The sequence below is a fragment of the Holzapfeliella sp. JNUCC 80 genome (genome assembly GCF_053667655.1).
On sequence record NZ_CM132205.1, the window covers coordinates 777,364 to 799,960 of the forward strand.

Annotated in this window: 24 protein-coding genes and 1 other annotated feature; all 24 genes read right to left on the reverse strand. The window is 35.4% G+C overall.

Annotated features, from left to right (window positions below; genetic code table 11):
* Window positions 1–4 precede the first annotated feature (4 nt).
* The 24 genes from JNUCC80_RS03925 to JNUCC80_RS04040 all read right to left on the reverse strand — a co-directional run bounded on the left by JNUCC80_RS03925 (window position 5) and on the right by JNUCC80_RS04040 (window position 22,583).
* Window positions 5–1,582 carry a HAMP domain-containing sensor histidine kinase gene (locus JNUCC80_RS03925; protein ID WP_454144335.1) on the reverse strand — a complete coding sequence of 526 codons (1,578 nt, stop codon included), beginning with the start codon at window positions 1,580–1,582 and terminating at the stop codon, window positions 5–7.
* Entirely contained in the window at window positions 1,539–2,276 is a 738-nt protein-coding gene (locus JNUCC80_RS03930; RefSeq protein ID WP_454144333.1) for a response regulator transcription factor, read from the reverse strand. The genes JNUCC80_RS03925 and JNUCC80_RS03930 overlap by 44 nt, the downstream gene beginning before the upstream one ends.
* Before the next feature lie 109 nt (window positions 2,277–2,385).
* Window positions 2,386–3,810, reverse strand: a complete 1,425-nt coding sequence (gene gndA, locus JNUCC80_RS03935) for an NADP-dependent phosphogluconate dehydrogenase (RefSeq protein WP_454144331.1) — start codon at window positions 3,808–3,810, stop codon at window positions 2,386–2,388.
* A 67-nt stretch (window positions 3,811–3,877) separates the two neighbouring features.
* Complete coding sequence (locus tag JNUCC80_RS03940; protein WP_454144329.1) at window positions 3,878–4,426, reverse strand: DUF177 domain-containing protein; 549 nt, start codon at window positions 4,424–4,426, stop codon at window positions 3,878–3,880.
* Between the two features lies 1 nt (window position 4,427).
* Window positions 4,428–5,591, reverse strand: a complete 1,164-nt coding sequence (locus JNUCC80_RS03945) for a nucleotidyltransferase (RefSeq protein ID WP_454152636.1) — start codon at window positions 5,589–5,591, stop codon at window positions 4,428–4,430.
* A gap of 3 nt (window positions 5,592–5,594) precedes the next feature.
* Complete coding sequence (locus JNUCC80_RS03950) at window positions 5,595–6,320, reverse strand: class I SAM-dependent DNA methyltransferase (RefSeq protein ID WP_454152637.1); 726 nt, start codon at window positions 6,318–6,320, stop codon at window positions 5,595–5,597.
* A gap of 4 nt (window positions 6,321–6,324) precedes the next feature.
* A complete protein-coding gene (rsfS, locus tag JNUCC80_RS03955; RefSeq protein WP_454144323.1) occupies window positions 6,325–6,669 on the reverse strand; it encodes a ribosome silencing factor in 345 nt (114 codons plus the stop codon).
* A 13-nt stretch (window positions 6,670–6,682) separates the two neighbouring features.
* Entirely contained in the window at window positions 6,683–7,273 is a 591-nt protein-coding gene (gene yqeK, locus JNUCC80_RS03960) for a bis(5'-nucleosyl)-tetraphosphatase (symmetrical) YqeK (RefSeq protein WP_454152638.1), read from the reverse strand.
* Window positions 7,263–7,907 (reverse strand): nicotinate-nucleotide adenylyltransferase, encoded by a 645-nt coding sequence (locus JNUCC80_RS03965; RefSeq protein WP_454144319.1) that lies wholly within the window; start codon window positions 7,905–7,907, stop codon window positions 7,263–7,265. Before JNUCC80_RS03965 ends, yqeK begins: the two co-directional genes overlap by 11 nt.
* 63 nt (window positions 7,908–7,970) lie before the next feature.
* Window positions 7,971–9,104, reverse strand: a complete 1,134-nt coding sequence (yqeH, locus tag JNUCC80_RS03970; RefSeq protein WP_454152639.1) for a ribosome biogenesis GTPase YqeH — start codon at window positions 9,102–9,104, stop codon at window positions 7,971–7,973.
* A complete protein-coding gene (locus JNUCC80_RS03975) occupies window positions 9,094–9,621 on the reverse strand; it encodes a YqeG family HAD IIIA-type phosphatase (protein WP_454144315.1) in 528 nt (175 codons plus the stop codon). The genes yqeH and JNUCC80_RS03975 overlap by 11 nt, the downstream gene beginning before the upstream one ends.
* 60 nt (window positions 9,622–9,681) lie before the next feature.
* Window positions 9,682–10,038 carry a 50S ribosomal protein L20 gene (rplT, locus tag JNUCC80_RS03980; protein ID WP_339969997.1) on the reverse strand — a complete coding sequence of 119 codons (357 nt, stop codon included), beginning with the start codon at window positions 10,036–10,038 and terminating at the stop codon, window positions 9,682–9,684.
* Between the two features lie 38 nt (window positions 10,039–10,076).
* Window positions 10,077–10,277, reverse strand: coding sequence for a 50S ribosomal protein L35 (gene rpmI, locus JNUCC80_RS03985; RefSeq protein ID WP_056975208.1), 201 nt, complete (start codon window positions 10,275–10,277; stop codon window positions 10,077–10,079).
* A 30-nt stretch (window positions 10,278–10,307) separates the two neighbouring features.
* Window positions 10,308–10,826 carry a translation initiation factor IF-3 gene (gene infC / locus JNUCC80_RS03990; protein ID WP_454144688.1) on the reverse strand — a complete coding sequence of 173 codons (519 nt, stop codon included), beginning with the start codon at window positions 10,824–10,826 and terminating at the stop codon, window positions 10,308–10,310.
* Between the two features lie 25 nt (window positions 10,827–10,851).
* Window positions 10,852–10,964: a sequence feature (ribosomal protein L20 leader region), on the reverse strand.
* A 48-nt stretch (window positions 10,965–11,012) separates the two neighbouring features.
* Complete coding sequence (gene thrS, locus JNUCC80_RS03995; protein ID WP_454152640.1) at window positions 11,013–12,947, reverse strand: threonine--tRNA ligase; 1,935 nt, start codon at window positions 12,945–12,947, stop codon at window positions 11,013–11,015.
* A gap of 290 nt (window positions 12,948–13,237) precedes the next feature.
* The gene (gene dnaI, locus JNUCC80_RS04000; RefSeq protein ID WP_454152641.1) at window positions 13,238–14,158 is read right to left on the reverse strand and encodes a primosomal protein DnaI; all 921 of its coding nucleotides are present in this window, start codon (window positions 14,156–14,158) and stop codon (window positions 13,238–13,240) included.
* Between the two features lie 13 nt (window positions 14,159–14,171).
* On the reverse strand, window positions 14,172–15,518 hold the full coding sequence (locus JNUCC80_RS04005; protein WP_454152642.1) for a DnaD domain protein: 1,347 nt from the start codon (window positions 15,516–15,518) through the stop codon (window positions 14,172–14,174).
* Between the two features lie 11 nt (window positions 15,519–15,529).
* A complete protein-coding gene (gene nrdR, locus JNUCC80_RS04010) occupies window positions 15,530–15,994 on the reverse strand; it encodes a transcriptional regulator NrdR (RefSeq protein WP_454144306.1) in 465 nt (154 codons plus the stop codon).
* Between the two features lie 12 nt (window positions 15,995–16,006).
* Window positions 16,007–16,630 (reverse strand): dephospho-CoA kinase, encoded by a 624-nt coding sequence (gene coaE, locus JNUCC80_RS04015; protein ID WP_454152643.1) that lies wholly within the window; start codon window positions 16,628–16,630, stop codon window positions 16,007–16,009.
* A complete protein-coding gene (gene mutM, locus JNUCC80_RS04020; RefSeq protein ID WP_454152644.1) occupies window positions 16,620–17,456 on the reverse strand; it encodes a DNA-formamidopyrimidine glycosylase in 837 nt (278 codons plus the stop codon). Before mutM ends, coaE begins: the two co-directional genes overlap by 11 nt.
* A 19-nt stretch (window positions 17,457–17,475) precedes the next feature.
* Window positions 17,476–20,142: a DNA polymerase I gene (gene polA / locus JNUCC80_RS04025; protein WP_454152645.1), complete on the reverse strand. Its 2,667-nt coding sequence runs from the start codon at window positions 20,140–20,142 to the stop codon at window positions 17,476–17,478.
* Window positions 20,143–20,192: 50 nt separating this feature from the next.
* Window positions 20,193–21,506, reverse strand: coding sequence for a UDP-N-acetylmuramate--L-alanine ligase (gene murC / locus JNUCC80_RS04030; protein WP_454152646.1), 1,314 nt, complete (start codon window positions 21,504–21,506; stop codon window positions 20,193–20,195).
* An 86-nt stretch (window positions 21,507–21,592) separates the two neighbouring features.
* Window positions 21,593–22,237: a YtpR family tRNA-binding protein gene (ytpR, locus tag JNUCC80_RS04035; protein WP_454153350.1), complete on the reverse strand. Its 645-nt coding sequence runs from the start codon at window positions 22,235–22,237 to the stop codon at window positions 21,593–21,595.
* 22 nt (window positions 22,238–22,259) lie between these two features.
* A complete protein-coding gene (locus JNUCC80_RS04040) occupies window positions 22,260–22,583 on the reverse strand; it encodes a thioredoxin family protein (RefSeq protein ID WP_454144296.1) in 324 nt (107 codons plus the stop codon).
* Window positions 22,584–22,597 lie beyond the last annotated feature (14 nt).

Genomic DNA, 22,597 nt, shown 5'->3' on the forward strand with positions numbered 1-22,597 from the left:
AATTCTAGTCTTTTTTATTTTGCTTATTGTTACGGCTTTTAGTTTTTTCTGGTCTATAAATTGGAAAATCAACTCTAAATTGACTACCCACATTTGGTTCAGATTCAACACTAATTTGACCACCGTACTCACCAACAAGTTTTTGAGCAATAGACAATCCAAGCCCATTACCACCTTTTTCACGTGTTCGTGCTTTATCTACACGATAAAAACGGTTAAAGATTTTTTCTCTATCTTCGGGCGTAATTCCCTCACCAAAATCTTGCACAATCACACTGACGTTTCGTGTGTCTGTCGAAGCTGATAAGTGTACTTCTTGGCGAGTTTTTGAATATTTAATCGCATTATCAAGCAAGATAATCAAAATCTGCTCAAAGTGATTACGATAAATTTTGACTTCAGTTTTTGCTGAAACATCATTGTCCAAAACAATTTTGAAATCTGGATGAATCATTTGCAAGTTATCGACAACTTGTTGAACCACTTGTGAAACTTTAGTAATTTCATTAGGGAAAAGCACTTCAATCTGTTCAGCACGAGTTAAGTCAAGCATCTCTTGAATCAAGTGTTTCATTCGTGAAATCTCTTGAATTGAAGCATCAATTGACTCTGCTAAAACCTCTGGATCATCTTTACCCCATCGGTCGATTAACTTCAAATGACCTTCAATAACCGCCACGGGTGTACGCAATTCATGTGAAACATCTTCCACGAATTGCTTTTGTTGGTCGATATAGCGTTGCATTCGATCAAGCATCTGATTAAAGGCTGATGCCATATCACCTAATTCATCATGACGATGTAAATCTGGGATACGAACTGTTTCATCCGGATGCTCATCTACTTCTCGAGCAACCTTGGAAATTTGTCTAACTGGTCGTAATAAACCTGAAATTAGCAAGTAACTCACAAGTATACCCAGGATTATTCCAACAGCAGATAAAATGAACATCCAAAAACGTAGACCGTTTAAAATATTATTGTAGTTTGTCATTTTATTTTCAACAACAACATACCCTGTAATATTATGGCCATTTGTTGATTTGATTGCTTTAATCAAATACATTGTTTGACCTTTTGAACTCTCAACGAACTTTTCACCAAAGCTCAGCGTTTCTCGACTTAATAAATAATTAGTAGCACGAGTTTGAAAGAGCTTCTCTAAACTCAGATTATAAACCGTTACACTGATATCTTTATTAGTAAGATTATTGTAGATTGCTTCACTCAGACCGCTATGATCTAAGTCAGGAGCCGCTTGAACCGAATATTGGTCGTTTGGCTGTTCCTTCTTTGTTGATAAAGCTGGAACTACCGTTGCAATCGTCAAATCTGATTTAATCGTCGACAACCGGTCTTCGAAATTCTTGGTTGTTTCTTCTACTGCTTGGCGTTCTTGTACCATTAGTTGTTCTTTAACTAAATGCGTAATCACCAATGAGAAAATGGCAAACATAATCGTAATAGTCATTGCCATCAATGCTGTCCACTTGAAAGCGACTGAAATATGAAAATGCTTTTTCTCGGTTTGTTTTTCTCTATTCTTTTTCTTCGGCTTGGTCTGACTTAGCAACTGAATCATCCGTTCTCATTACATAACCTGTTCCACGTATTGTCTTAATGTATGAAGGGCGTCCTTTAACATCAATTTTGTTTCTTAGGTAACGAATATAAACTTCAACAACGTTCGTTTCAATTTTTGAATCAGGACCCCAAATTTTGTGAAGTAATTGATCACGAGACACAACGTTATTAGCATTTTCAATTAATGTAATGAGTAAGTTGTATTCACGTTTTGTTAAATCAATAATTTTGTTATCTTGGTGCACTGTACGATTGCTTGTTTCAATCACTAAATCGTTAAATTTAACGATTTTTTGTTTAGCTAGGTTACTTGTGCCTTGACTGTCTTCAATCTCAACACGACGCAATACAGCACGTAAACGAGCTAATAGTTCTTCAATAGCAAATGGTTTAACAATATAGTCATCTGCACCATGGTCAAGTCCAGAAACACGGTCAATAACTGAATCACGCGCAGTCATCATCACGATTGGTGTGCTCTTTGATTGACGCACACGTCTTGCAATTTCTAGACCATTAAGTTCAGGTAGCATTAAATCTAGAAGAATGGCATCCCAATCTTCGTTTAAAGCAACATCTAGTCCCTTACGTCCATTGTATTCAACATGTGTTTCGTATTTTTCATGTTGTAATTCTAGTTCTACGAATCTCGCTAAGTTTTTTTCATCTTCAATGATTAAAATTTTACTCATAGTTTTACCGATACTTTCATTTAATATTCACTTTTAATTTTAACATAATTTAAGTCTGTATAGTAGACAAAAGAAAAGAGCTGCTAATTGATTAACAGCTCCTTATCATTTATTGTTCGTCATACCATGGGTAGTGGTAAGTTCCTTCGCGATCAGTTCTTTGGTAAGTATGTGCACCAAAGTAATCACGTTGAGCTTGAATAAGGTTAGCTGGAACTACTTCTGAACGATATGAATCAAAGTAAGATACTGCACTAGAAAATGCTGGTGCAGGAACTCCTGCTTTAATCGCAATAGATAGCACATCACGAACAGCATCTTGATAATCATTCGCAATATCAGCAAAGTAATGGTTCATCAATAGGTTGTTGATTGATTCATCTTCATTGTATGCGTCAGTAATCTTTTGTAAGAATTGTGCACGAATGATACAACCTTCACGCCAAATTTTAGCAATTTCACCAAAGTTTAGTGGCCAATCATAATGTTCAGCAGCAATGCGCATTTGTTCAAAACCTTGAGCATAACTCATGATTTTACTGAAGTATAATGCTTTACGAACACTTTCGATAACTTCTTCTTTGTTCAATGATGAACCGTCAAAGTTAGGGCCATTTAAGACTTTACTTGCTTCAACACGTTCATCTTTGAAAGCAGAGATATATCTTGCATAAACAGCTTCAGTAATTAGAGATTGTGAAACACCTAATTCTAAGGCATTTTGTGAACTCCATTTACCTGTTCCTTTGTTTCCTGCTGCATCTAAAATCAAGTCAACGATTGGTTTATCAGATCCTAAATCATCTTTACGAGTCAAGATATCAGCAGTAATTTCCATTAGATAGCTTGATAATTCGCCTTTGTTCCATTCAGCAAAGATTTCAGCAATTTCATCAACACTTAAGCCTAATACATTACGCAAAATATTGTAACTTTCAGCGATTAATTGCATGTCACCATATTCGATACCATTATGCACCATTTTAACGTAGTGACCTGCACCGTTAGGTCCAATATAAGTCACACAAGGTTCGCCATCTTCAGCTTTAGCTGACATTTCTTTTAGAATTGGGGCTACTAAATCGTAAGCTTCTTTTTGACCACCTGGCATCATAGAAGGTCCTTGTAAAGCACCTAATTCTCCACCAGATACACCCATTCCAATAAAGTTGATACCTGATTTGTCTAATTTTTCGTTACGACGAACTGTATCTTCAAAGAACGTATTACCACCATCAATTAAAACATCACCCTTATCTAGTAAAGGCAATAGCTCATCAATAACAGCATCTGTCCCGAATCCAGCTTTAACCATCATCACAATACGACGAGGTTTTTCTAGACTTTCAACAAATTCTTTAATGTCATAACTTGGTACTAGGTTCTTTTCTTTGTGATCAGCCATAACTTCTTCAGTTTTTGCGGCTGTACGGTTATAGATACCGACAGTGTAACCACGGCTTTCAATGTTTAGGGCTAAGTTTTTACCCATAACGGCCATTCCAATTACACCAATTTGTGGTTGTTTGCTCATAACAAAATCCCTCCGTTTTATTCTCATTAATCGTATCAGATGATAGCTAGATTATAAAGTCATGTTTTTATTTTTTATCATCATTATCTTCTAACAAATCACCTAGTTTTGCAAATGGTGAAGTTTTTGTCTTTTCTTTTTGTTCAAAGTAGTCGTCTTCACTCATCACTTGCCAAGTACTTCCAGAAGGCATTTCATCATTTTGTTGTTCTTCTTCAGTTAGAATTTGCGTTGGTAAGTTCAAGATAATGTTATCTTCAACAGCCTTTTGCAACTCAACTTTATCATTTTCAACTTCAATAATTGTGCCATATAAATCAAAATCTTCTTCACGAGGTTTTGTGTCTGTATAGGCCTCGTCAAAAGAAAATGACAATGGGTAATTAATCGGTGTCAAACTTCTAGTTGATAATACAACCAAGTCCACTTTGACATGTAAGCGTGAAATAACAAATGGGTAATCATTGATTAATTCCCCTGTTACTTGAACATGTTTGGCTTCCTCAATCATATTTTTAGTTCTTTCTTTTAGAACCTCCGTTAAGTCAATATCTTGCTCAACAGAAGTGAATTGATTCTCATAACGAATCAAATCGGAAAAGTTGTGTGTTAACATCTTATTTCCTTTCTATTGGTCGACGACCAAAATTCTGACTATTTTGTTTGGCAATTTGTTCATATAATCGGTCAACTTGCACTTCTAATGCTAAGTCGCCATCCTTATTAGCATTCTTTTTGTTTACACGGCTAATAATCGTTAGCTCTGTTTCTTTTTTTGCGCGTTTCAAATAACGTCTACCTAGTTTTGAGTAACCTAATATTCGTGCATATTTCTTTTGATTAAATTGCTGGATTTGATCATCAGAAACATTCAGTAAACAATAAAGCGCCAAACGTCTCAGTCTGGCATAAGTGTAGCGTTTTGACTTGAGTGCCATCAAGAATTCATCAAAAGTTTCAGTTTGATGAATCACTTGCTTCATACGGTTCTCAAGACCTTCAGTCATTTGATAAATTTTGGCTAATTCAGAAGATGAAGTAGATTCAATCTTATATTTCAAAAATGGAAAAAGCATTTCCCAATCAGGAAAATTAGGTTGAGATAAGATTGTCGCCAATTCTTTTTTTGGTAGCCAGTTTTTGAGTTCTTCGGTTAGATTTTCTTGTTGATTAAGCGCTTTTCTTATCGCTGAAGCTGAAGCAACAGGTTGTTTTTTTTCAAGTGGTTGATCATGATCCACTCCCAAACGTTTAACAGGTTGCATTGTTAACTTCTTTTTTAGAGTAACGTTAGCCACTGAATAAGCAATTGCTAATAGTGTATTAGGTCGATTAACTTCATATCCTAATTCGTTTGCAATTGTATCATTATACTGAGCAGCATAAGTTTGCGTATAATCAGAGAAATCCGCACTTTTTTGCATAATTTCACTGATTTTTTGTCCTAACGATTCAAAGTTAAGTCGGGCATTTTCTGCACCGAAAACTAGCGTTTCAACACCTAATTCAGCTAATATTTCTATTGCACCTTGTGCAAACCTATCTGCTGGCTGTACTGCGTGGTGAAAAGGCAGCTCAACAACCAAATCAGCACCGGCTGCTAATGCTGCCTCAGTCCTTGTCCATTTATCACTAATTGCAATATCGCCACGCTGAACATAGTTCCCTGACATCACCACAATAATCGGATCATCTTGCGCAACAAGGCGTGCTTGATTCATTAAAAATTCGTGTCCACTATGGAACGGATTAAACTCAGCAATTACTCCCGTTACACTCATTGTCTACCCTTTCTTGCTTCTAAAAAACCAACGTTTTGCTTTCTTTTCATCAAATCGATTACTAAAATCAGAAGTCAGCTCAATATCTGAAAAGCCAGCCCAATCTAAACTTCTAACATAGTCTTGATAAGGGTAAGTACGCTCATAGTGCAGCTCTTCTTTTGCTTGATAACGATTTTTGCCATCTGGCGTCAAAATCTTCAAGTCATGAACAACGGCATGTTCAACATCAGTCAAATAACTGTGCCAAATAAATAAATATTCCTCAGTCTCAACATTGAACATATAATTATCAAATAACTCATCCATCTGATAAAGCGAATGTGCATCAAATAAGAACTGTCCACCAGGTTTCAATGCACGATAAGCGTTATTGAAAACTTGCGTCACATCAGCTAAATCAGACATATAGCAAATAGAATCATCAAAACATAAAATAGCGTCATATTGGTCAACGTCATTTAGTTCTAGCATATCCAATACTTTTATTTGCTTGGCTTTTCCCTGCAATTTATCTTTTGCTAGCTTAAGCATGTCTTTTGATAAGTCAGTTACCGTAACTTCATAACCCGCGTCAATCAGCAACTCAGATAGATCTCCAGCACCAGCTGCAATTTCTAAAATTTTGCTGCCAATTGGCACGTGACGTTTAACATAATCAAGCCATTTAGGATAAAGGCTTTTATCCATTAATTCATCGTATACTTTGGCGAAGGATTGATACGTCATTGCTTTAATCCAAGTTAACTAGTTTTGCGTCAGCAAATAGTTTTTCTAAAGCATAAAATTCACGTGCTTCTGGTAAAAAGACGTTCACAATAACATCATATAAATCAATCAAGAACCAAGTTGAATCTTTTTCACCTTCAACTTGCAAAATTTCAACTGATTGTTTTTTTGATTCTTCAACAACTTCATCAACAATTGCTTGCAATTGACGGTGTGAGTTAGCTTGTGAAATCACAAGGTAATCAGCCATAACACTTGAATCTGTCATATCTAATGCAACTGTTTGCTCACCATGTTTGTTATCAATGGCTTCTACTACTAAATCTAAAATTTGTTTACTATCTTTCAAAAAAATACTCCTTTTATTTTACATTCCAAACATTGTAACTCGCTAATGTTTTGGGATAAACTTTAAAATTGTTTTTAATTAAGTAAAGTAAGGTTTGTTGTAGCTGATAAGCTACACCTAAATCTAAACTTTGATTGGTTAATTTTCTGGCTTCTTCTACCCCAGAAAAATGACGACCTGGTTCAATGTAATCAGCCATGAAAACGATTTTATCTAAATCAGTCATCTGAGTATCTGCAGTAGTATGACGTTTAACAGCTGTCAAAATATCTGCATTTGTAATTTTTAATTCTTGCTCAATATAATAAGCACCCACGATACCATGCCAAATACCACGATTATAGTTCAATAAATCTTGATCAAAATTTTGGGTTTTGATTGTCTTAATATAGTCTTCAACGGGTACTTCTTTAGCATAATCATGAACAAAACCGGCTAATGCCGCTAAATTTTGATCTACGCCATATTTTTCAGCTAACTGTTGCGCAGTCTGACTAACACGTACACAATGGTCAAATCGGCCTTGGCTTAATTTGTTTTTTGCTTTTTCAATAATTTCATCTGATGATAACTTTGAATAAGTTTCAGTAAATTTAAGATTCATCTTGATATAACCCCTTTTCGTTAATATAATCCATTACTTTTTTAGGAACTAAATAACGAATTGACTCATGATTTTGACAACGTTTTCTAATCTGAGTTGAACTGATTTCAAGTAATGGTGAGTCAACCCAAATAACTGGATAAGGGCTTGTTACCTCATATCCAGGACGTCTAACACCTACAAACGTCACCAGTGGCAATAACTCATCAATCTGGTACCAGTTAGGTAAGTCCTGGATCATATCTCCACCCAAAATAAAGTAAAAATCAATGTCTTGATGTTGTTCTTTGAGTGACTGAATCGTGTTGAGTGTATAGCTCACACCACCACGATAAATTTCTGAAAGGTTCAAATCAAATGAGTCATTATCTTCAATAGCTAATTTCAGCATATCTACTCGATAATTAGCTTCAATAGCTGTCTTTTTTTGCTTATGAGGCGGGATGTTATCAGGCAAAAACCAAATACCATCAAGACCTAATCTTGACAATACTTGTTCAGCCATAATCAAATGTGCTTGATGAATGGGATTAAAGGTACCACCAATCAGCCCAATTTGCTTTTTTTTATTTTTTAGTCGTTGACTTTGAACTTGATGTAAAGGGATTGCTTTTGCAGATGCGTGATTTGCCATTTTTAAGCTCCTTCATTTCATTGTTAAAAATATTATAGCATATGAAAGAAGTGACTGATAAATCTAAATAATTGCGCGACGAATCCCAAGACCTAATGCACCAGGTGAAAATGTCTTCACTTGAACATCATCATTAACTGTAATCCAACCTAATCCACCAAATAAAACATCGCTTTTTTCTTTTGTATGGTAGCTAAGTCCTTTGAGCGGTTTAAGTTGATCTAGTTGTTCGGTTTGAGGTGGTGCTAGCAATTCACCCACATGTTTTTCGTAAAAAGCATCCGCATTTTCAGTTTTTGTTCGGTGAATGTATAAATCATCTGATGCATAAACAACGAAACTTTGTTTACCTGGACCATCAACGTAATCAAAACGACCCAATCCACTTAAGAAAAGCGTTTGACCTGGGTTTAGTTGATAAACCTTAGGCTTAATTGGCTTTTGAGGAGCCACTAATTTCAAGTCTTTTGGTGATAGGATATGGGCAATCTGATCCTTTTGAATGATACCTGGTGTATCAATTAAAGAAGTCCCATCATCAAGTGGAATCTCAATCTTATCAAGCGTTGTTCCTGGGAACCTTGAAGTTGTGATCAAATCTTCTACACCTGAAAGTGTCTTGATAATACTATTGATTAATGTTGATTTCCCAACGTTAGTGCTTCCAACAACGTAGATATCACGATTTTGTTGTTTTTTCTTAATTAAATCAATTAACTCATCAACATTTTTTTGTTTTTTACCACTTGTTAGTAAAATTTCTTCAGGGTAAATGCCCCATTTGTTAGCTTGTTGACGAACCCAATCTTTTACTTTACGTAAATTGGTATTCTTAGGGAATAAATCAATTTTATTTCCAATCATGATAATTGGTGTATCCCCTACAAAACGTGGTAATGATGAAATCATACTACCTTGAAAGTCGAATAAATCAATAACGTTCAATACCAAAGCATCTGTTTCAAGTAAGTGGTTTAGTAAACGCAAGAAATCATCTGCATTTTCTTGTACAGGCATAATTTCATTATAATGTCTTAATTTGAAACAACGTTGGCAGTACACTTCGACTTCTTCATCATTTTCAATTGCTTTTTCGATTTTTGCATAGGCTGAAGCTGGTAAATAACCAGATTTTTGACTATCTTGATTTTGTAAAGTTGCACCGCAACCTATACATTGAATGGTTTCATTGTTCATGAAGATCCTCCTGATAAGTTATCTTTTCTTTTGAATTTAAACACCCTAAGATAAATTTTTCAACTAATCTGTTTAACCAAGTATGCCAACCATCTGATTTAATTAGTGGTTTTACTAATACTGTTTTCATACCAGCTGAATTACCAGCTAAAATATCCGTCAAAATTTGGTCACCAATCATCAATGACTCAGCTGGTGTTACACCATCTTGTGCCATTGCTTTAACCAAGTTTCTCTTGAATGGCTTTTTAGCACTTGCAATAAATTCAATACCTAATGGTTCTAAAACTCTATTCACACGTTCATGCTTATTATTTGAGATCACAACAAGTGATATGTCATGCTTATTTAGACGTTCTTTTAATTGGCTAATTTTCTTTAAAGTTTCTTTTTGATTCCAAGCAACTAATGTATTATCTAAGTCACTAAAAACCGTCTTAATTCCCATTTTTTTTAGGGTTGTCGGATTTAAGTTATAAACAGTATCAATCGTATATTTCGGTCTAAAAATACTCATTTTTTCTCCTGAAATTTATCCATAAAAAAGCCCCTGAACTTCTTATTCAGGGGAACAGTTTTATTTTAAAGCTGATTTTGCTTGAGCTACTAAGTCAGCAAAAGCTTTTTCATCGTTGTAAGCTAGGTCAGCTAGCATTTTACGGTTGATATCGATGTTAGCTAGTTTCAAACCGTGCATTAATTTGCTGTAGCTAATGTCGTTCATTCTTGCTGCAGCGTTAATACGAGCAATCCATAATTTTCTGAATTCACGTTTCACTTGACGACGGTCACGGAAAGCGTAACGGTATGAATTCATAACTTGTGAGTTAGCTGATTTGAATAGTAAGTGCTTAGCACCACGATAACCTTTGGCAAGTTTTAAAACTTTTTTACGACGTTTACGAGTAACAGTTCCACCTTTAACTCTTGGCATAATAATTTCCTCCTAAAATACGGTACAATCTTTTTTTATTAACGAACTTGTGAAAGCATTTGTTTGATACGTTTGAAATCACTTGCAGATACCATTGCTGATTTTCTTAAGTGACGACGTTGTTTTTTAGTTTTTCCGTGGAAACGGTGACCTGTGAAGGCGTGGTGACGTTTTAGTCCACCATTAGCAGTTTTTTTGAAACGTTTAGCTGAACCACGGTGTGTTTTTTGTTTTGGCATTGATATTTCCTCCTAAAAAGTAAAGTGTAATTAATCTTTATCGGCTTTTGGTGCAAGCATTAAGAACATGCTGCGACCATCCATTTTTGGTCTTGCTTCGATATTAGCAATGTCAGAAGTAGCTTCTGCCATTTGCTCTAGAACTTTACGTCCAATATCTTTATGAGTAATAGCTCTTCCTTTAAAGCGAATTGATACACGGACCTTATCGCCTTTAGAAATGAATTTTTGAATTTTCTTAAGTTTTGTATTGAAATCGTTTGTTTCAATTGTTGGACTCAAGCGAATTTCTTTAAGACTGAAAACTTTTTGTTTTTTCTTGTTTTCTTTTTCTTTTTTCTGTTGTTGGAAACGGTATTTTCCGTAATCCATAATTTTAGCAACTGGCGTTTTAGCCTTAGGTGAGATTAAAACCAAATCTTGGTTTAATTCTTCAGCTTTTTGTAACGCCTCATTACGACTTAGAATTCCTAGCTGTTCACCATCTTCAGCAATCACTCGTAATTCACGAGCACGGATTCTTTCGTTTATTAATAAATCTTTAGCTATGGTTGTTCACCTCCAAAAAAATTTGAGGACAAGTAAAAAGTGGGCACGGAAGTGCCCACTTTTTAATCAACAGATTATTATCGATTAGCCTAGAGGTATTATGACTTAGGCGAGAAGCGGGAACTTCTACTTGTTCTCATTCGTTAAAAATTATATCTAACTATTCGATAATAGTCAAGTCCTTTTTTAGTCTTCGCGACTGTAGTTATTAACATCTGCCACAATAGCATCTAAGAATTCAGCTAATGCAAATGTATTCGTATCTTTTTGACCGTAGCGACGAATTGAAACAGATGTTGAAGCTGTTTCTTGGTCACCCACAATGATTGTGTAAGGTACTTTGTTAGTTTGAGCATCACGAATCTTGTAGTTCATTTTTTCGTTACGTAAGTCAACATCAACACGTAAACCAAGTTTCTTCATTTGTTTCTTGATGTCTTTAGCGTAGTCTGAATGTAGATCTAAGTTAACTGGAATAATACGAGCTTGAACAGGTGCAATCCATGTTGGGAATGCGCCTTTGTATAATTCTGTTAGGTAGGCAATGAATCTTTCAAGTGTTCCGATAATTCCACGGTGAATCATCACTGGACGGTGTTCTTCCCCATCATTACCAATGTATGATAATTCAAATTTTTCAGGTAACATGAAGTCTAATTGGATTGTTGAAAGTGTTTCTTCATTTCCTAAAGCAGTTTTTGTTTGAACGTCTAGTTTTGGACCGTAGAATGCAGCTTCACCTTCGGCTTCATAGTAATCTAATCCTAAATCGTCCATCGCATCTTTAAGCATTGTTTGTGCTGTTTCCCAGATTTCGTCGTCTTGGAAGTATTTTTCTGTATTTTGAGGGTCACGGTAGCTCAAGCGGAAACTGTAGTCTGTGATGTTAAAGTCTTTATATACTTCCATCATTAGACGTAGGATTTTAACAAATTCTTCTTTGATTTGTTCTAATTCTACGAATGTGTGACCATCGTTTAGAGTCATTTCACGAACACGTTGTAGTCCTGTCAAGGCACCTGATTTTTCGTAACGGTGCATCATACCAAGTTCAGCAATACGCATTGGTAAGTCACGGTATGAACGAACATGGTGTTTGAATACTTGAATATGTGAAGGACAGTTCATTGGACGTAGTTCAAGCATTTCGCCATCACCCATATCCATTGGTGGGAACATATCTTCACGGTAGTGATCCCAGTGTCCTGATGTTTTGTATAAGTCTAAGTTAGATAAAATTGGTGTGTAAACGTGTTCATAATCAGCAGCCAATTCTTTATCTGTAATGTAACGTTCAATTACTCGACGAATAGTTGCACCATTTGGCATCCAGTATGGTAAACCAGCACCAACTTTTGGATCTACGAAGAATAAGTCTAAATCACGACCTAAAGTACGGTGATCACGTTCTTTAATATCTGCACGGCGTTGTAAGTCAGCTTCTAAGTCAGCTTTTTTGTAGAATGCTGTACCGTAAATTCTTTGTAGCATTGGGTTGTCTGATTTACCTTGCCAGTAGGCACCAGCTACTGAAAGTAGCGCAAATTCTTTAACACCACTTGCATTTGGTAGTAATGCTTTGTAACCAAAATCAATGAAATCGCCCATTTTGTAAACTTTAATTTGAACAGCATCAATTGCTTTAAGTAATGACAATTTATATTCATCATTTTCAAAATGTTTTTCTAAATCGGCTTTGTCCATCATGTCAACTTCGATAGGAAGACCTGATTTGATTACTTTTTGCATTGCTTCTTGTAATTCTGGTAGTTCTGTTACAGCAATTTGGTTTTCTCTGTCTGTATCAACATAAAAACCATCTTCGATAGCTTTACTTTCACCAAAGTTAATATCGCTATGTGCTTTTTTTGCAACATATGAGAATAAGAATGCTGCTGTGTCACGTAACACACGTAATCCTAATTCATCATTTTGTAAAACAATTTCAATTTTTCCATCTTGTGAAATTTCTTCATTTAAATCAAGAAGTTCCCCATTTAAAACACCAGCAACAGCTTTTTTAGCTAAACTTGTACTGATTGATTTTGCAACTTCCTTAACGCTAACAGCGTCATCGTATTGTTTGCGGTTTCCATCTGGAAATACTAGTTCAAAACTCATAATATGTATCCTCCCAAAAAAATAAAAAAATCCCGATGCAAAATTTGCATCGGGACGTCATAAACGTGGTTCCACCCAAGATTTAGATTATTTCAATAAATAATCCTTCTCGTAAGACTTGATAAAGGTCGTCAACCTATCAGTGTTATTCATATTGCTATAAAAGTGGTACCAAATACAGTCAAAAGCTTTCAGCCAAGGCTTTTCTCTCTGGAATTAATGTATCGGCTTGTCTTTTATATGATAACTTTATTATAACTAATTTAATAAAAGAGTCAAGCATAAACCATTTATTCTAGATTTCTTTTATTAGGGCCACTAATTGTAACTTCTTTAGATAAACTTTTGACACGTTCCATAATTCGTTTTGCCTTAACTGGTTCAACATCGCCCTTTACATAAGTTAGGTGATTTTCTAGTTCTGTCATTGAAAAGTTAGAACTAAAGAAAGTAGGCAAACGACGTTCCATACGATGTTGCAAAATAACGCCTAAAACGTCATCACGAATCCAGGCTGTCAATGTTTCAGCACCAATATCATCCAGCATTAAAACCGGTGTCTTTTTCAAACGTTCAATCTCAATGATTGCCGTATTATTTTGAACTTGTGATCGAATAGTTGAAGTAAATGTTGGAAAATGAACAACTGAAACTGCGACACCTTTTTCGGCTAGCTTATTGGCTGTTGCAGCTAACAAGTACGTCTTACCAACCCCAAAGTCTCCGCACAAAAAGAATCCTTTAGGTGTTTCACCGTTAAGATAATCTCTGATAAAGCTAGCACATCCAGCTAATCCTTCAAACCTGCCTTCACTACCATCGTTGTAGTCATTTAAAGAGGCGGATTTCAAGCTATCTGGTAATGAGATGTAATTTAACTGTTTAGCCAATTTCTTTTGTCTAGACTTTTCTAGTGATTCTTTTGTCGGCTCGTAACTGACTTCAATTAACCCATCATTTACAATCAAATGCGGTTCATAACCCGATAATGGATTATGAGACTCATCTGTTGTTGCTCTTTTTTGCGTAACATATTCATAAATGTTGGCGCTACTCTTTTCAATCGCACCTTCATCTAATTTATCGCGGTTATTTGCAATAAACGCTTGCACATCTTCATCTTTAATTGCATCCGACATTAGTTCGTCTAGGCTAATGTTAACATTCCTCTTTTGAAGAATCTGATTGATTACACGTGAGATATTTTGCATTAAAACCCCTCCTTTAATCTGGATAGTCAATTTCTTTCAATAAATCATCTAACTGAGACAAATCTTTTTGTTCTGGCATTTGCGATTGGTTTTCTTTTTTAGACCAGTCCGTTGCAATTTCTTTATGAGCAATTTTTGGTTGGTATTTCGTTTTTTTATGTGTTTTAGGTGATTGATTTTCTCGCCTTTTCAGATACTCAACGACCTGTTCGGCATTTGTAATTCCTTGTTGCAGCCAATCATTTGCCAAATTATCCATTAAATTCTGTTTCAGAGTTGGCTCATAACGCAGTGCAATCCAAATCATCATATTAATTATTTCATCAGATAAATGCACATTCTGGCTCAGACGATAAAGAATTTGTTTTTCACTAAATGTTGAGAAACCACCCTTTTGATTCTTGTATCGCTCTAAATACTGTAAAGGCGTTATTTTTTTAGCACTTGCAATTAGTTTCTTCTCTTCAATACTGAAAGGTTCTTTGCTTTGTGTTTGACTTGCTTGAGTTTGCGGGTTTTGTTTAGCCACGTGCGCTGTTGAATGATAGGTATCAGCCAACATATTTTCAATACGTTTAAAGTTCAAGGTTGCATCCCCAACATTCAAAGTCTTCACAATGATATTCCCCAAGTCTTGTTCTGAAATATCATAAAACCGCATCATATCGTAAAAGCGTTTTTGATGTTTCATCACTTCTCGTTCAGGAATGTGATAAGCCGCTAAAAAGTCCGTCAAAAAGTCCCATTCAATCGTTGCAGCTTGCTTATCGTCCAGCTGGTTTTGTGTGCTTTTAGCGGGTGTTTTAGTCTCATCAGCCATTTCTCTAACTACTGGTGATGGTGATAACACCTGTTCTTCTCGAACATGAAAAATATCAAAAAAGCTACTTGAAATATCTTGTGGTTGATTAAAAATCACAGGCTTTGGCTGAGCGTATTTTTCTTTTAGTTTTTGATAACGCACTTCACCAATTTTTTCTAAAAGTAAACTGGAGAGTAAAAATGTTTGGAAAAATTCCGAAACTGACAAAATAGGTTTAAGCTCGAAAACAAAAAATAGACCCAAAACCTCATTTGAGTCTTGATAAGTTTTGAGTAGCGAAACGCCTTCTAATTTTCGTCTTGCTTGATCAATATCATTAAGTGATAAATCTGTTTGTTCTTGAACCTGTATTAAGGTTTTATATTGTGACCTAACTGGCATTTTATCAGCTAGTTGATTCAACGTTAGAAATAAACTGATTGCTTTTGCACCGATTAACGGTTGATAGAGTAAAGTTAAGACTTCGATTTCATGTGCTGTCAGCTGCTGCGGAAATAGCGTATAAAATCTTTGCTTTGGATTATTAAATACAGTCATGAGTTTGCGACTTATTCTTGATCTTCTTTATTCATCATTTCTTCAAGAGTAGTCATGAATCCACTAACATCTTTGAATTGACGATAAACACTCGCAAAGCGAATATAAGCAACATCGTCCAATTGTGACAATTCGCTCATAACCAATTCACCGATTTTTTTAGAAGGCACTTCCATCTCACCACTGGTTCTAATGCCGTTTTCTATTCTATCGACGATTTTATTAAGGGCTTCACTTTTAATGGGTCTTTTTTCGGCAGCACGAATAAGACCAGCCATTATTTTATCACGGTTAAAGGCTTCTCTTGTTCCATCATTTTTTACAACTAAAAGCGGCGTTAATTCGATTCGCTCAAAAGTCGTAAATCTAAATTGACAGTTCTCACATTCTCGACGTCGTCTAATTGCACGCCCTTCATCACTAGGACGGCTATCGATAACACGAGATGTTTTTTGATGACACATTGGACATTGCATGCAATCATTCTCCTAACGTTTATCTTGAGGCAACATTATCTGGGGATAATTGTCACTAAGATATTTCTCTATTTGTTTTTCAGTTTGTTTTTTTGTGCCACAGTTATTAATAATTATATCCGATAATGTTCGTTTTCTTTCAATAGACCATTGCGCACGAATCCGCTTTTGAGCTGACTGTTCAGACATCTTATTGCGCTTCATCAAACGATTTAACTGTGTTGTTTCATCTGTATATACCAACATTACTTTATCAAACTCAGTTCGATAATCTGACTCAAATAACAGTGGAATATCCGCAATTACTAGCTCATTTTCCGGCGTGTTAAAGTGCTCAACTTGACGCATTATTTCTTGTCGAATAAGCTTGCCATTAATTTGGTTTAGTTGCTTTAACTTTATTGCGTCAGAAAAAACAATCGCGCCTAATTTCTTTCGATTAATGGTTTGATCTTCATTTAAAACGTCCTCACCAAAAAAATCAACAATATTGTGCCAACCTTTTTTGTGTGGTTCAATAAGCGATTTAGCAACTTCATCTGCATCAACAACTGGTATATTGTATGATTTGAAAATATTAGCAACTGTACTTTTGCCAGTTGCAATTGATCCTGTTAGTCCTATTTTATCCGTCATTTTTTACCACCTGACAACTTGGGCAAAATGATGTTCCTCTCCCATTTACTTTGATTTTTTCTATTAGCGTTTGACATCTTTCACAAGGCATCCCTTGTTTGCCGTAAACATGTAGAAAAGATTGGAACTTACCTTCATTACCATTAGAATCATGATAGCTTCTAATCGTGGTTCCGTTTAGCTCAATGGCCAACTTAATCTCTTCGTTAATTTCCTGACGCAAATCAGCCACTTCAGACTCGGTTAGATCCTGCGCGCGAGTTAATGGATGAATGTGACTCAACCATAAAACTTCATCAACGTAGATATTGCCCAATCCACTAACAACAGATTGATCAAGCAATGTATTTTTGATGTTTTTCTTCTTTTTTTGAAGTGCTTGATAAAAGTATGGTGTTGTGAATTCAGCTTGATTAGGCTCATACCCTAAATGTCGAATCCCTGTTTCAATCCGTTCCATACCTGTCTCTACTAACTGTAAACGGCCAAACTTTCGTACATCATCATAACGCAACTGTGTACCATCTGTAAATAAAATACTGAGGTGTTCGTGCTTTTGAATAGGACTTTCAGGTAAAACCAAGCGATATTTACCTTCCATTCTCAAATGTGACACAATTGTTAAGTCATGACTAAGTCTAAATAGCAAGTATTTCCCTATTCTATCAATTCTTTCAATGGTTTTGCCTTTCAACTTGGTTTTAAACTGATTAGCATCCCCAGAAACAATATTAGGATAAATAATATCAACAGACTCAATTGTTTTGCCTTGTACTTGCGACGTTAAGGTTTTTCGTACAGTTTCAACTTCAGGTAATTCCGGCATTGACTTTCTCCTTACACTTTTATTTAGCTTCGTACCATGATTGGCCATATGAACTATCAACAACTAAAGGAACATCTAGTTGAATAGCAGAAGTCATCACTTGTGGTACTAGTTCTTCAATAATGGCTAATTCATCTTTTGGCACTTCAAATATTAACTCATCGTGCACTTGTAGTAACATTTTAGTTCTTAACTGCTTGTCTTGCAAAGCTTTTTGCATGTTTATCATCGCAATTTTGATAATATCAGCAGCTGTTCCTTGAATTGGCGAATTCATAGCTGTTCTTTCCGCAAATGATCTTAGATGAAAATTACGAGAATGAATATCAGGTAAGTAACGACGACGATGCATCAACGTCTCAACATAACCATCAGCTTTTGCTTGTTCAATGGTGTCATCCATAAATTGTTTAACTTTTGGATACTGAGCAAAATACTGATCGATAAAAGCTTGCGCTTGCTTTCTTGGAATATCTAAGTTTTTAGCTAACCCATAATCTGAAATCCCATAAACGATTCCAAAGTTAACCGCTTTTGCTTGGCGACGCATATTACCATCAACCTCTTCAGGTGAAGATAAATTAAAAATCTTCATAGCTGTATGAGAATGGATATCGTAGTCGCTCTTAAAAGCTTCTTGCATATTTTCATCTTCTGACATGTGAGCTAACACGCGTAGCTCAACTTGTGAGTAATCACTAGAAAAAATAACGGAATCTTCATCAGAAGGAACGAACGCTTGGCGGATTTTACGACCTTCTTCTAATCTAATTGGGATATTTTGCAAGTTAGGATCAACTGAAGATAGACGTCCTGTTGCCGTCAGCGTCTGTAAGTAACGTGTGTGAATTCTTTGATCAGAATGGATTGTTTTTAATAAGCCATTAACATACGTCGACTGAATTTTGGCTACTTGACGATAATCTAAGATATCACTGACAATAGGGCTTTTCTTTTTCAAGGTTTCAAGAACATCAACCGATGTTGAATACCCTGTTTTTGTTTTCTTAACCGGCGGTAAGGCTAGCTTTTCAAATAGAATCTGACTTAGTTGTTTAGGTGAGTTAATATTAAACTCTTCACCTGCTTGTTCATAGATTTTGGCTTCTATTTCTTGTAATTGCTGACTTAACACCACTGACATCTCTTGTAGCGTGGAAGCCTGAACCTTAATACCCGCAATCTCCATTTCAGCTAGAACAAAGGCTAAAGGTAACTCGATTTCATCAAAAAGTTGATCTTGATTATGCTGCACGAGTTGTGCCATTAGTTCATCTTTCATTGATTCAATTGTTCGAACTTTACGAGCTAAGTGATTGAATAATTCTTCATCTTCAACTGGTAGCGATTTTTTAGCACCTTTACCATAAACTTGCACATCGCTTTTAGCATCAAAACAGTTATAAGACTGCGCCAACTCGCCTAAGTCATTTTGATTATGATCTGGGTTTAACAAGTAAGAAACTAATAGCATATCAAAATCAACGTTCTTCAATGTAATACCTAATCTTTTTAGCCCAACAATTGTGCGCTTAACATCAAAAACTTGTTTATTAATATGTGTCGATTCTAACAATTGTTTGATTGTCGGTGTTGTTAATAATTCAATATTTGAACTTGCAAAATAGTTACCATTAATTCCTAATGAAAACCCAACGAAATCGGCTTCATGATAATTTTCACCAAATAATTCTAATTGAAAAATGACCGGTCCTTCAGTCACATCAGCTAGTTGTTTGACATCTTCCTCTGTATTTAAAACAGTATAACTAATTTCTTCTTGTGTGTTTTGTTCAAACTGGCTGTCTAAAACCGCTTTATCCAAGAATGACTTGAAGTTCATTTTTTGATAAAAACCAACGAGCTGATCTGCTTTTTGTTCTTGAACAGCAGTATCAGCCAAGTCAAAATCGATTGGTGTATCTGTCTTAATAGTTGCTAAATCATAGCATAAAAAGGCAATGTCTTTTTCATTAATAAGATTTTCCTTCATTTTACTTTTCTTCATATCAGCAACTTGTTCGTATAGTTCTTTAACAGAGCCATATTTTTGGATAAGCTTTAATGCTGTCTTTTCACCAATTTTGGCAACACCAGGATAATTATCAGAGTTATCCCCCATCAAAGCTTTCATATCGATTAATTGCAGTGGTTTAATACCTAAAGTTTCTTCAAAGTACTCAGGCGTATATGATTTAATCTCATTAACACCCTTTACAGTCACATCAACTTGAATATGCGTATCTGCTAATTGGGTTAAGTCTTTATCTCCCGTTACAACAATCACTTCAAAACCTTGGCTTTGTGCTTTTTTAGCTAAAGTACCAATGATGTCATCAGCTTCATAGTTCTCTTGTTCATGCCATTTAAGCCCCATGTAATCAAGCATTTCACGAATATAAGGTAATTGTTCTAACAACTCAGGTGGTGTTTTGGCACGCGTTCCTTTGTAGTCAGCAAACATTTCAGTTCTAAATGTCGTTTTACCCGCATCAAATGCAACCAAAACATTATCTGGCTGATGATTATCTAGTAAACTATCAAGCATTTTCTTCATGTTATAAATCGCACTAGTATGTAAGCCTTCATTGTTAACGAATTTATCAACAACATTATATAAGGCATAAAAAGCTCTGTAAGCTAAAGAATTACCATCAATTAATAATAATTTTTTTCGTTTACTCATGTGTTTCTCCTTATTAAAAGCACAAAAAGCAACCAAGTTGGTTGCTTCTTTTATTTATATTGTTTTTGGTAAGCACGTTCGTATTTTTGGACATCTCCAGCACCCATGAATACTAAAACAGCATTAGAAAATTGATTCAATTGATCAACAGTGTCTTCAGTAATTAAATGTGCTGAACCTGTAATTTTTTCAATTAAGTCTTCACTCTTGACTGTTCCTTTTTGTTCTCTAGCAGAACCAAAGATTGGTGTAACAAAAACGTGATCAGCTTCTTGTAATGTTTGTGCAAATTCATTTAAGAATTGTTTCGTTCTTGTATAGGTATGTGGTTGAAAGACAGCAATTACTTCTTTTTCAGGATATTTTTGACGAACAGCTGAAAGTGTTGCTGCAATTTCTGTTGGATGATGTGCATAGTCATCAATAATCGTCATATCACCAATTTTTAATTCGGCAAGTCGGCGTTGAACACCCTTGAAGGTCAATAATTCTTCGGCAACAGTTGCCATGTTTAGACCTTCCATGTAACTAACACCAATAACGGCTAAACTATTTAAAATACTGTGATCACCATAAAGTTTAATCATAAAGCGACCTAATTTTTTACCATGGTGGATAACATCAAATGACGATCCTTCTGCAGTCTTTTCAATATTTGTCGCACAAAAATCATCGTCTTCGTTAAACCCATATGTGTACTTAGGAATCGTTACTTTTAATGATTTCAATAACTCAGAATCACCATAAACAAATAATGCTTTTTTGACTTGTGAAGCTTCTTGTTGAAATGCATCATAAACATCATCTAAATCTTTGAAGTAATCAGGATGATCAAATTCGATATTGGTCATTACACAGTAATCAGGTGAATACGCAATAAAGTGTCGTTGATATTCATCTGCTTCAAAAGCAAAGAAACGAGAGTCTTTAACCGCTTTCCCTGTACCGTCACCGATTAGGTAACTTGTCGGTTCGATTCCCCCTAAAACATGTGCCATAAGACCTGTGGTACTTGTTTTACCATGAGCACCTGCAATAGCAATACTTGTAAAGTTCTTAATTAATTCACCAACAAAGTCATGATATCTAACTACTTCCAGACCTAAATCATGTGCTTTTTTTACTTCGACATGATCGTCTGAAAAGGCGTTTCCTGCGATAATTGAAAGCCCTGGCTTAATATTATCTTCTGAAAAAGGTAGCATTTCAATTTGTCTGTCTTCTAGCCCTTTTTGTGTGAATGTATATTCTGTGATATCAGATCCTGATACTTGGTAGCCTAAATCATTCAAAATCAAAGCTAGTGCACTCATTCCTGAGCCCTTAATTCCAATAAAGTAATAATGATTTGTTTTGTTTAACATTTGCATAACTCCAGTCTATTTTCACCCATAATTATAGCATTAAATTTATTTAAGCGATAACTTTGATTACAAAAAAACGATGTGAATTAAATCACACCGTTTGCAAGTAGTTCATCGACTTCATTAGGTTTGAAAGCATCCCCAGCAACTGTCTTTTCAGGCATCACTAGAATTCCTCTAGCTGTTGGTGCATGTTCTAATCCTAATTCTTTTGCGGAACAAATCATACCACTACTATCAACACCACGAAGTTTACCAGGCCAAATTAATTGACCGTTTGGCATCATTGCACCAGGTAGTGCCACAACAACTTTTTGTCCTTGGGCAATGTTTGGGGCACCACATACGATTTGGTGTTTACCTAATTGACCAGCATCAATAGTTGTGATGTTCATATGGTCTGAATCAGGATGTGGTTCACATGTCTCAACGAATCCATAAACAATTTTAGGTTGATCATCAACTGTCAAATCAGCGTCAAAATGACTATCAGCTAATTTTTTGTTTAATTCATCAATGTTCTTTTTAGCTAAAAATACTTGACCATTTTGATTAGGATCAATATCAGTATAGCTTGAAACATTGAAGAAGTTGTAACCAATAACTTGGTTATCTTCATTAGTTAAGCGAACAACATCACCATTTTTTTCACTGTTTGTTGCACCCTTATCTGGTCCCAAAATCACAATTAATGTGTCAAAAAAACTACGTGCATTTAAACTTGAAATCAACATATCTCAACGCTCTCCTTAATTAACCTAAATTTGATAAGAAGTTAATAACTTCTTCTTTAGTTTTACGATTCTTGTTAACTAATCTACCAATTTCTTGTCCATCTCTAAATACAACAAAACTTGGAATTCCCATAATGTTTAGGTCTTGAACAACATCCATTGATTGATCACGATCAACTTCGTAAAAGCTCATTTTACTGAATTCTGCTTCAACAGCAGGTAGTTGTGGTTTTAGAAAACGACAATCACCACACCAGTCAGCACTGAACATTAAAACAACAGTATTTTTTTGTGAGGTTAATTTTTCAAATTCTTCGCGTGATAGCGCACTCATTTTTTCCATGATTGATAGTCCCT

Coding starts and splice junctions, on each gene's coding strand:
- rpmI (WP_056975208.1), bottom strand. CDS start 10,277: ATGCCAAAACAAAAAACACACCGTGGTTCAGCTAAACGTTTCAAAAAA.
- JNUCC80_RS04040 (WP_454144296.1), bottom strand. CDS start 22,583: ATGGAAAAAATGAGTGCGCTATCACGCGAAGAATTTGAAAAATTAACC.
- rplT (WP_339969997.1), bottom strand. CDS start 10,038: ATGCCAAGAGTTAAAGGTGGAACTGTTACTCGTAAACGTCGTAAAAAA.
- gndA (WP_454144331.1), bottom strand. CDS start 3,810: ATGAGCAAACAACCACAAATTGGTGTAATTGGAATGGCCGTTATGGGT.
- polA (WP_454152645.1), bottom strand. CDS start 20,142: ATGAGTAAACGAAAAAAATTATTATTAATTGATGGTAATTCTTTAGCT.
- JNUCC80_RS03975 (WP_454144315.1), bottom strand. CDS start 9,621: ATGAGTATTTTTAGACCGAAATATACGATTGATACTGTTTATAACTTA.
- coaE (WP_454152643.1), bottom strand. CDS start 16,630: ATGACGGATAAAATAGGACTAACAGGATCAATTGCAACTGGCAAAAGT.
- JNUCC80_RS03945 (WP_454152636.1), bottom strand. CDS start 5,591: ATGAGTGTAACGGGAGTAATTGCTGAGTTTAATCCGTTCCATAGTGGA.
- thrS (WP_454152640.1), bottom strand. CDS start 12,947: ATGAGTTTTGAACTAGTATTTCCAGATGGAAACCGCAAACAATACGAT.
- nrdR (WP_454144306.1), bottom strand. CDS start 15,994: ATGCAATGTCCAATGTGTCATCAAAAAACATCTCGTGTTATCGATAGC.
- JNUCC80_RS03940 (WP_454144329.1), bottom strand. CDS start 4,426: ATGTTAACACACAACTTTTCCGATTTGATTCGTTATGAGAATCAATTC.
- dnaI (WP_454152641.1), bottom strand. CDS start 14,158: ATGCAAAATATCTCACGTGTAATCAATCAGATTCTTCAAAAGAGGAAT.
- yqeH (WP_454152639.1), bottom strand. CDS start 9,104: ATGAACAATGAAACCATTCAATGTATAGGTTGCGGTGCAACTTTACAA.
- mutM (WP_454152644.1), bottom strand. CDS start 17,456: ATGCCGGAATTACCTGAAGTTGAAACTGTACGAAAAACCTTAACGTCG.
- yqeK (WP_454152638.1), bottom strand. CDS start 7,273: ATGAATCTTAAATTTACTGAAACTTATTCAAAGTTATCATCAGATGAA.
- JNUCC80_RS03965 (WP_454144319.1), bottom strand. CDS start 7,907: ATGGCAAATCACGCATCTGCAAAAGCAATCCCTTTACATCAAGTTCAA.
- JNUCC80_RS03950 (WP_454152637.1), bottom strand. CDS start 6,320: ATGACGTATCAATCCTTCGCCAAAGTATACGATGAATTAATGGATAAA.
- JNUCC80_RS03930 (WP_454144333.1), bottom strand. CDS start 2,276: ATGAGTAAAATTTTAATCATTGAAGATGAAAAAAACTTAGCGAGATTC.
- JNUCC80_RS04005 (WP_454152642.1), bottom strand. CDS start 15,518: ATGACTGTATTTAATAATCCAAAGCAAAGATTTTATACGCTATTTCCG.
- JNUCC80_RS03925 (WP_454144335.1), bottom strand. CDS start 1,582: ATGATTCAGTTGCTAAGTCAGACCAAGCCGAAGAAAAAGAATAGAGAA.
- murC (WP_454152646.1), bottom strand. CDS start 21,506: ATGTTAAACAAAACAAATCATTATTACTTTATTGGAATTAAGGGCTCA.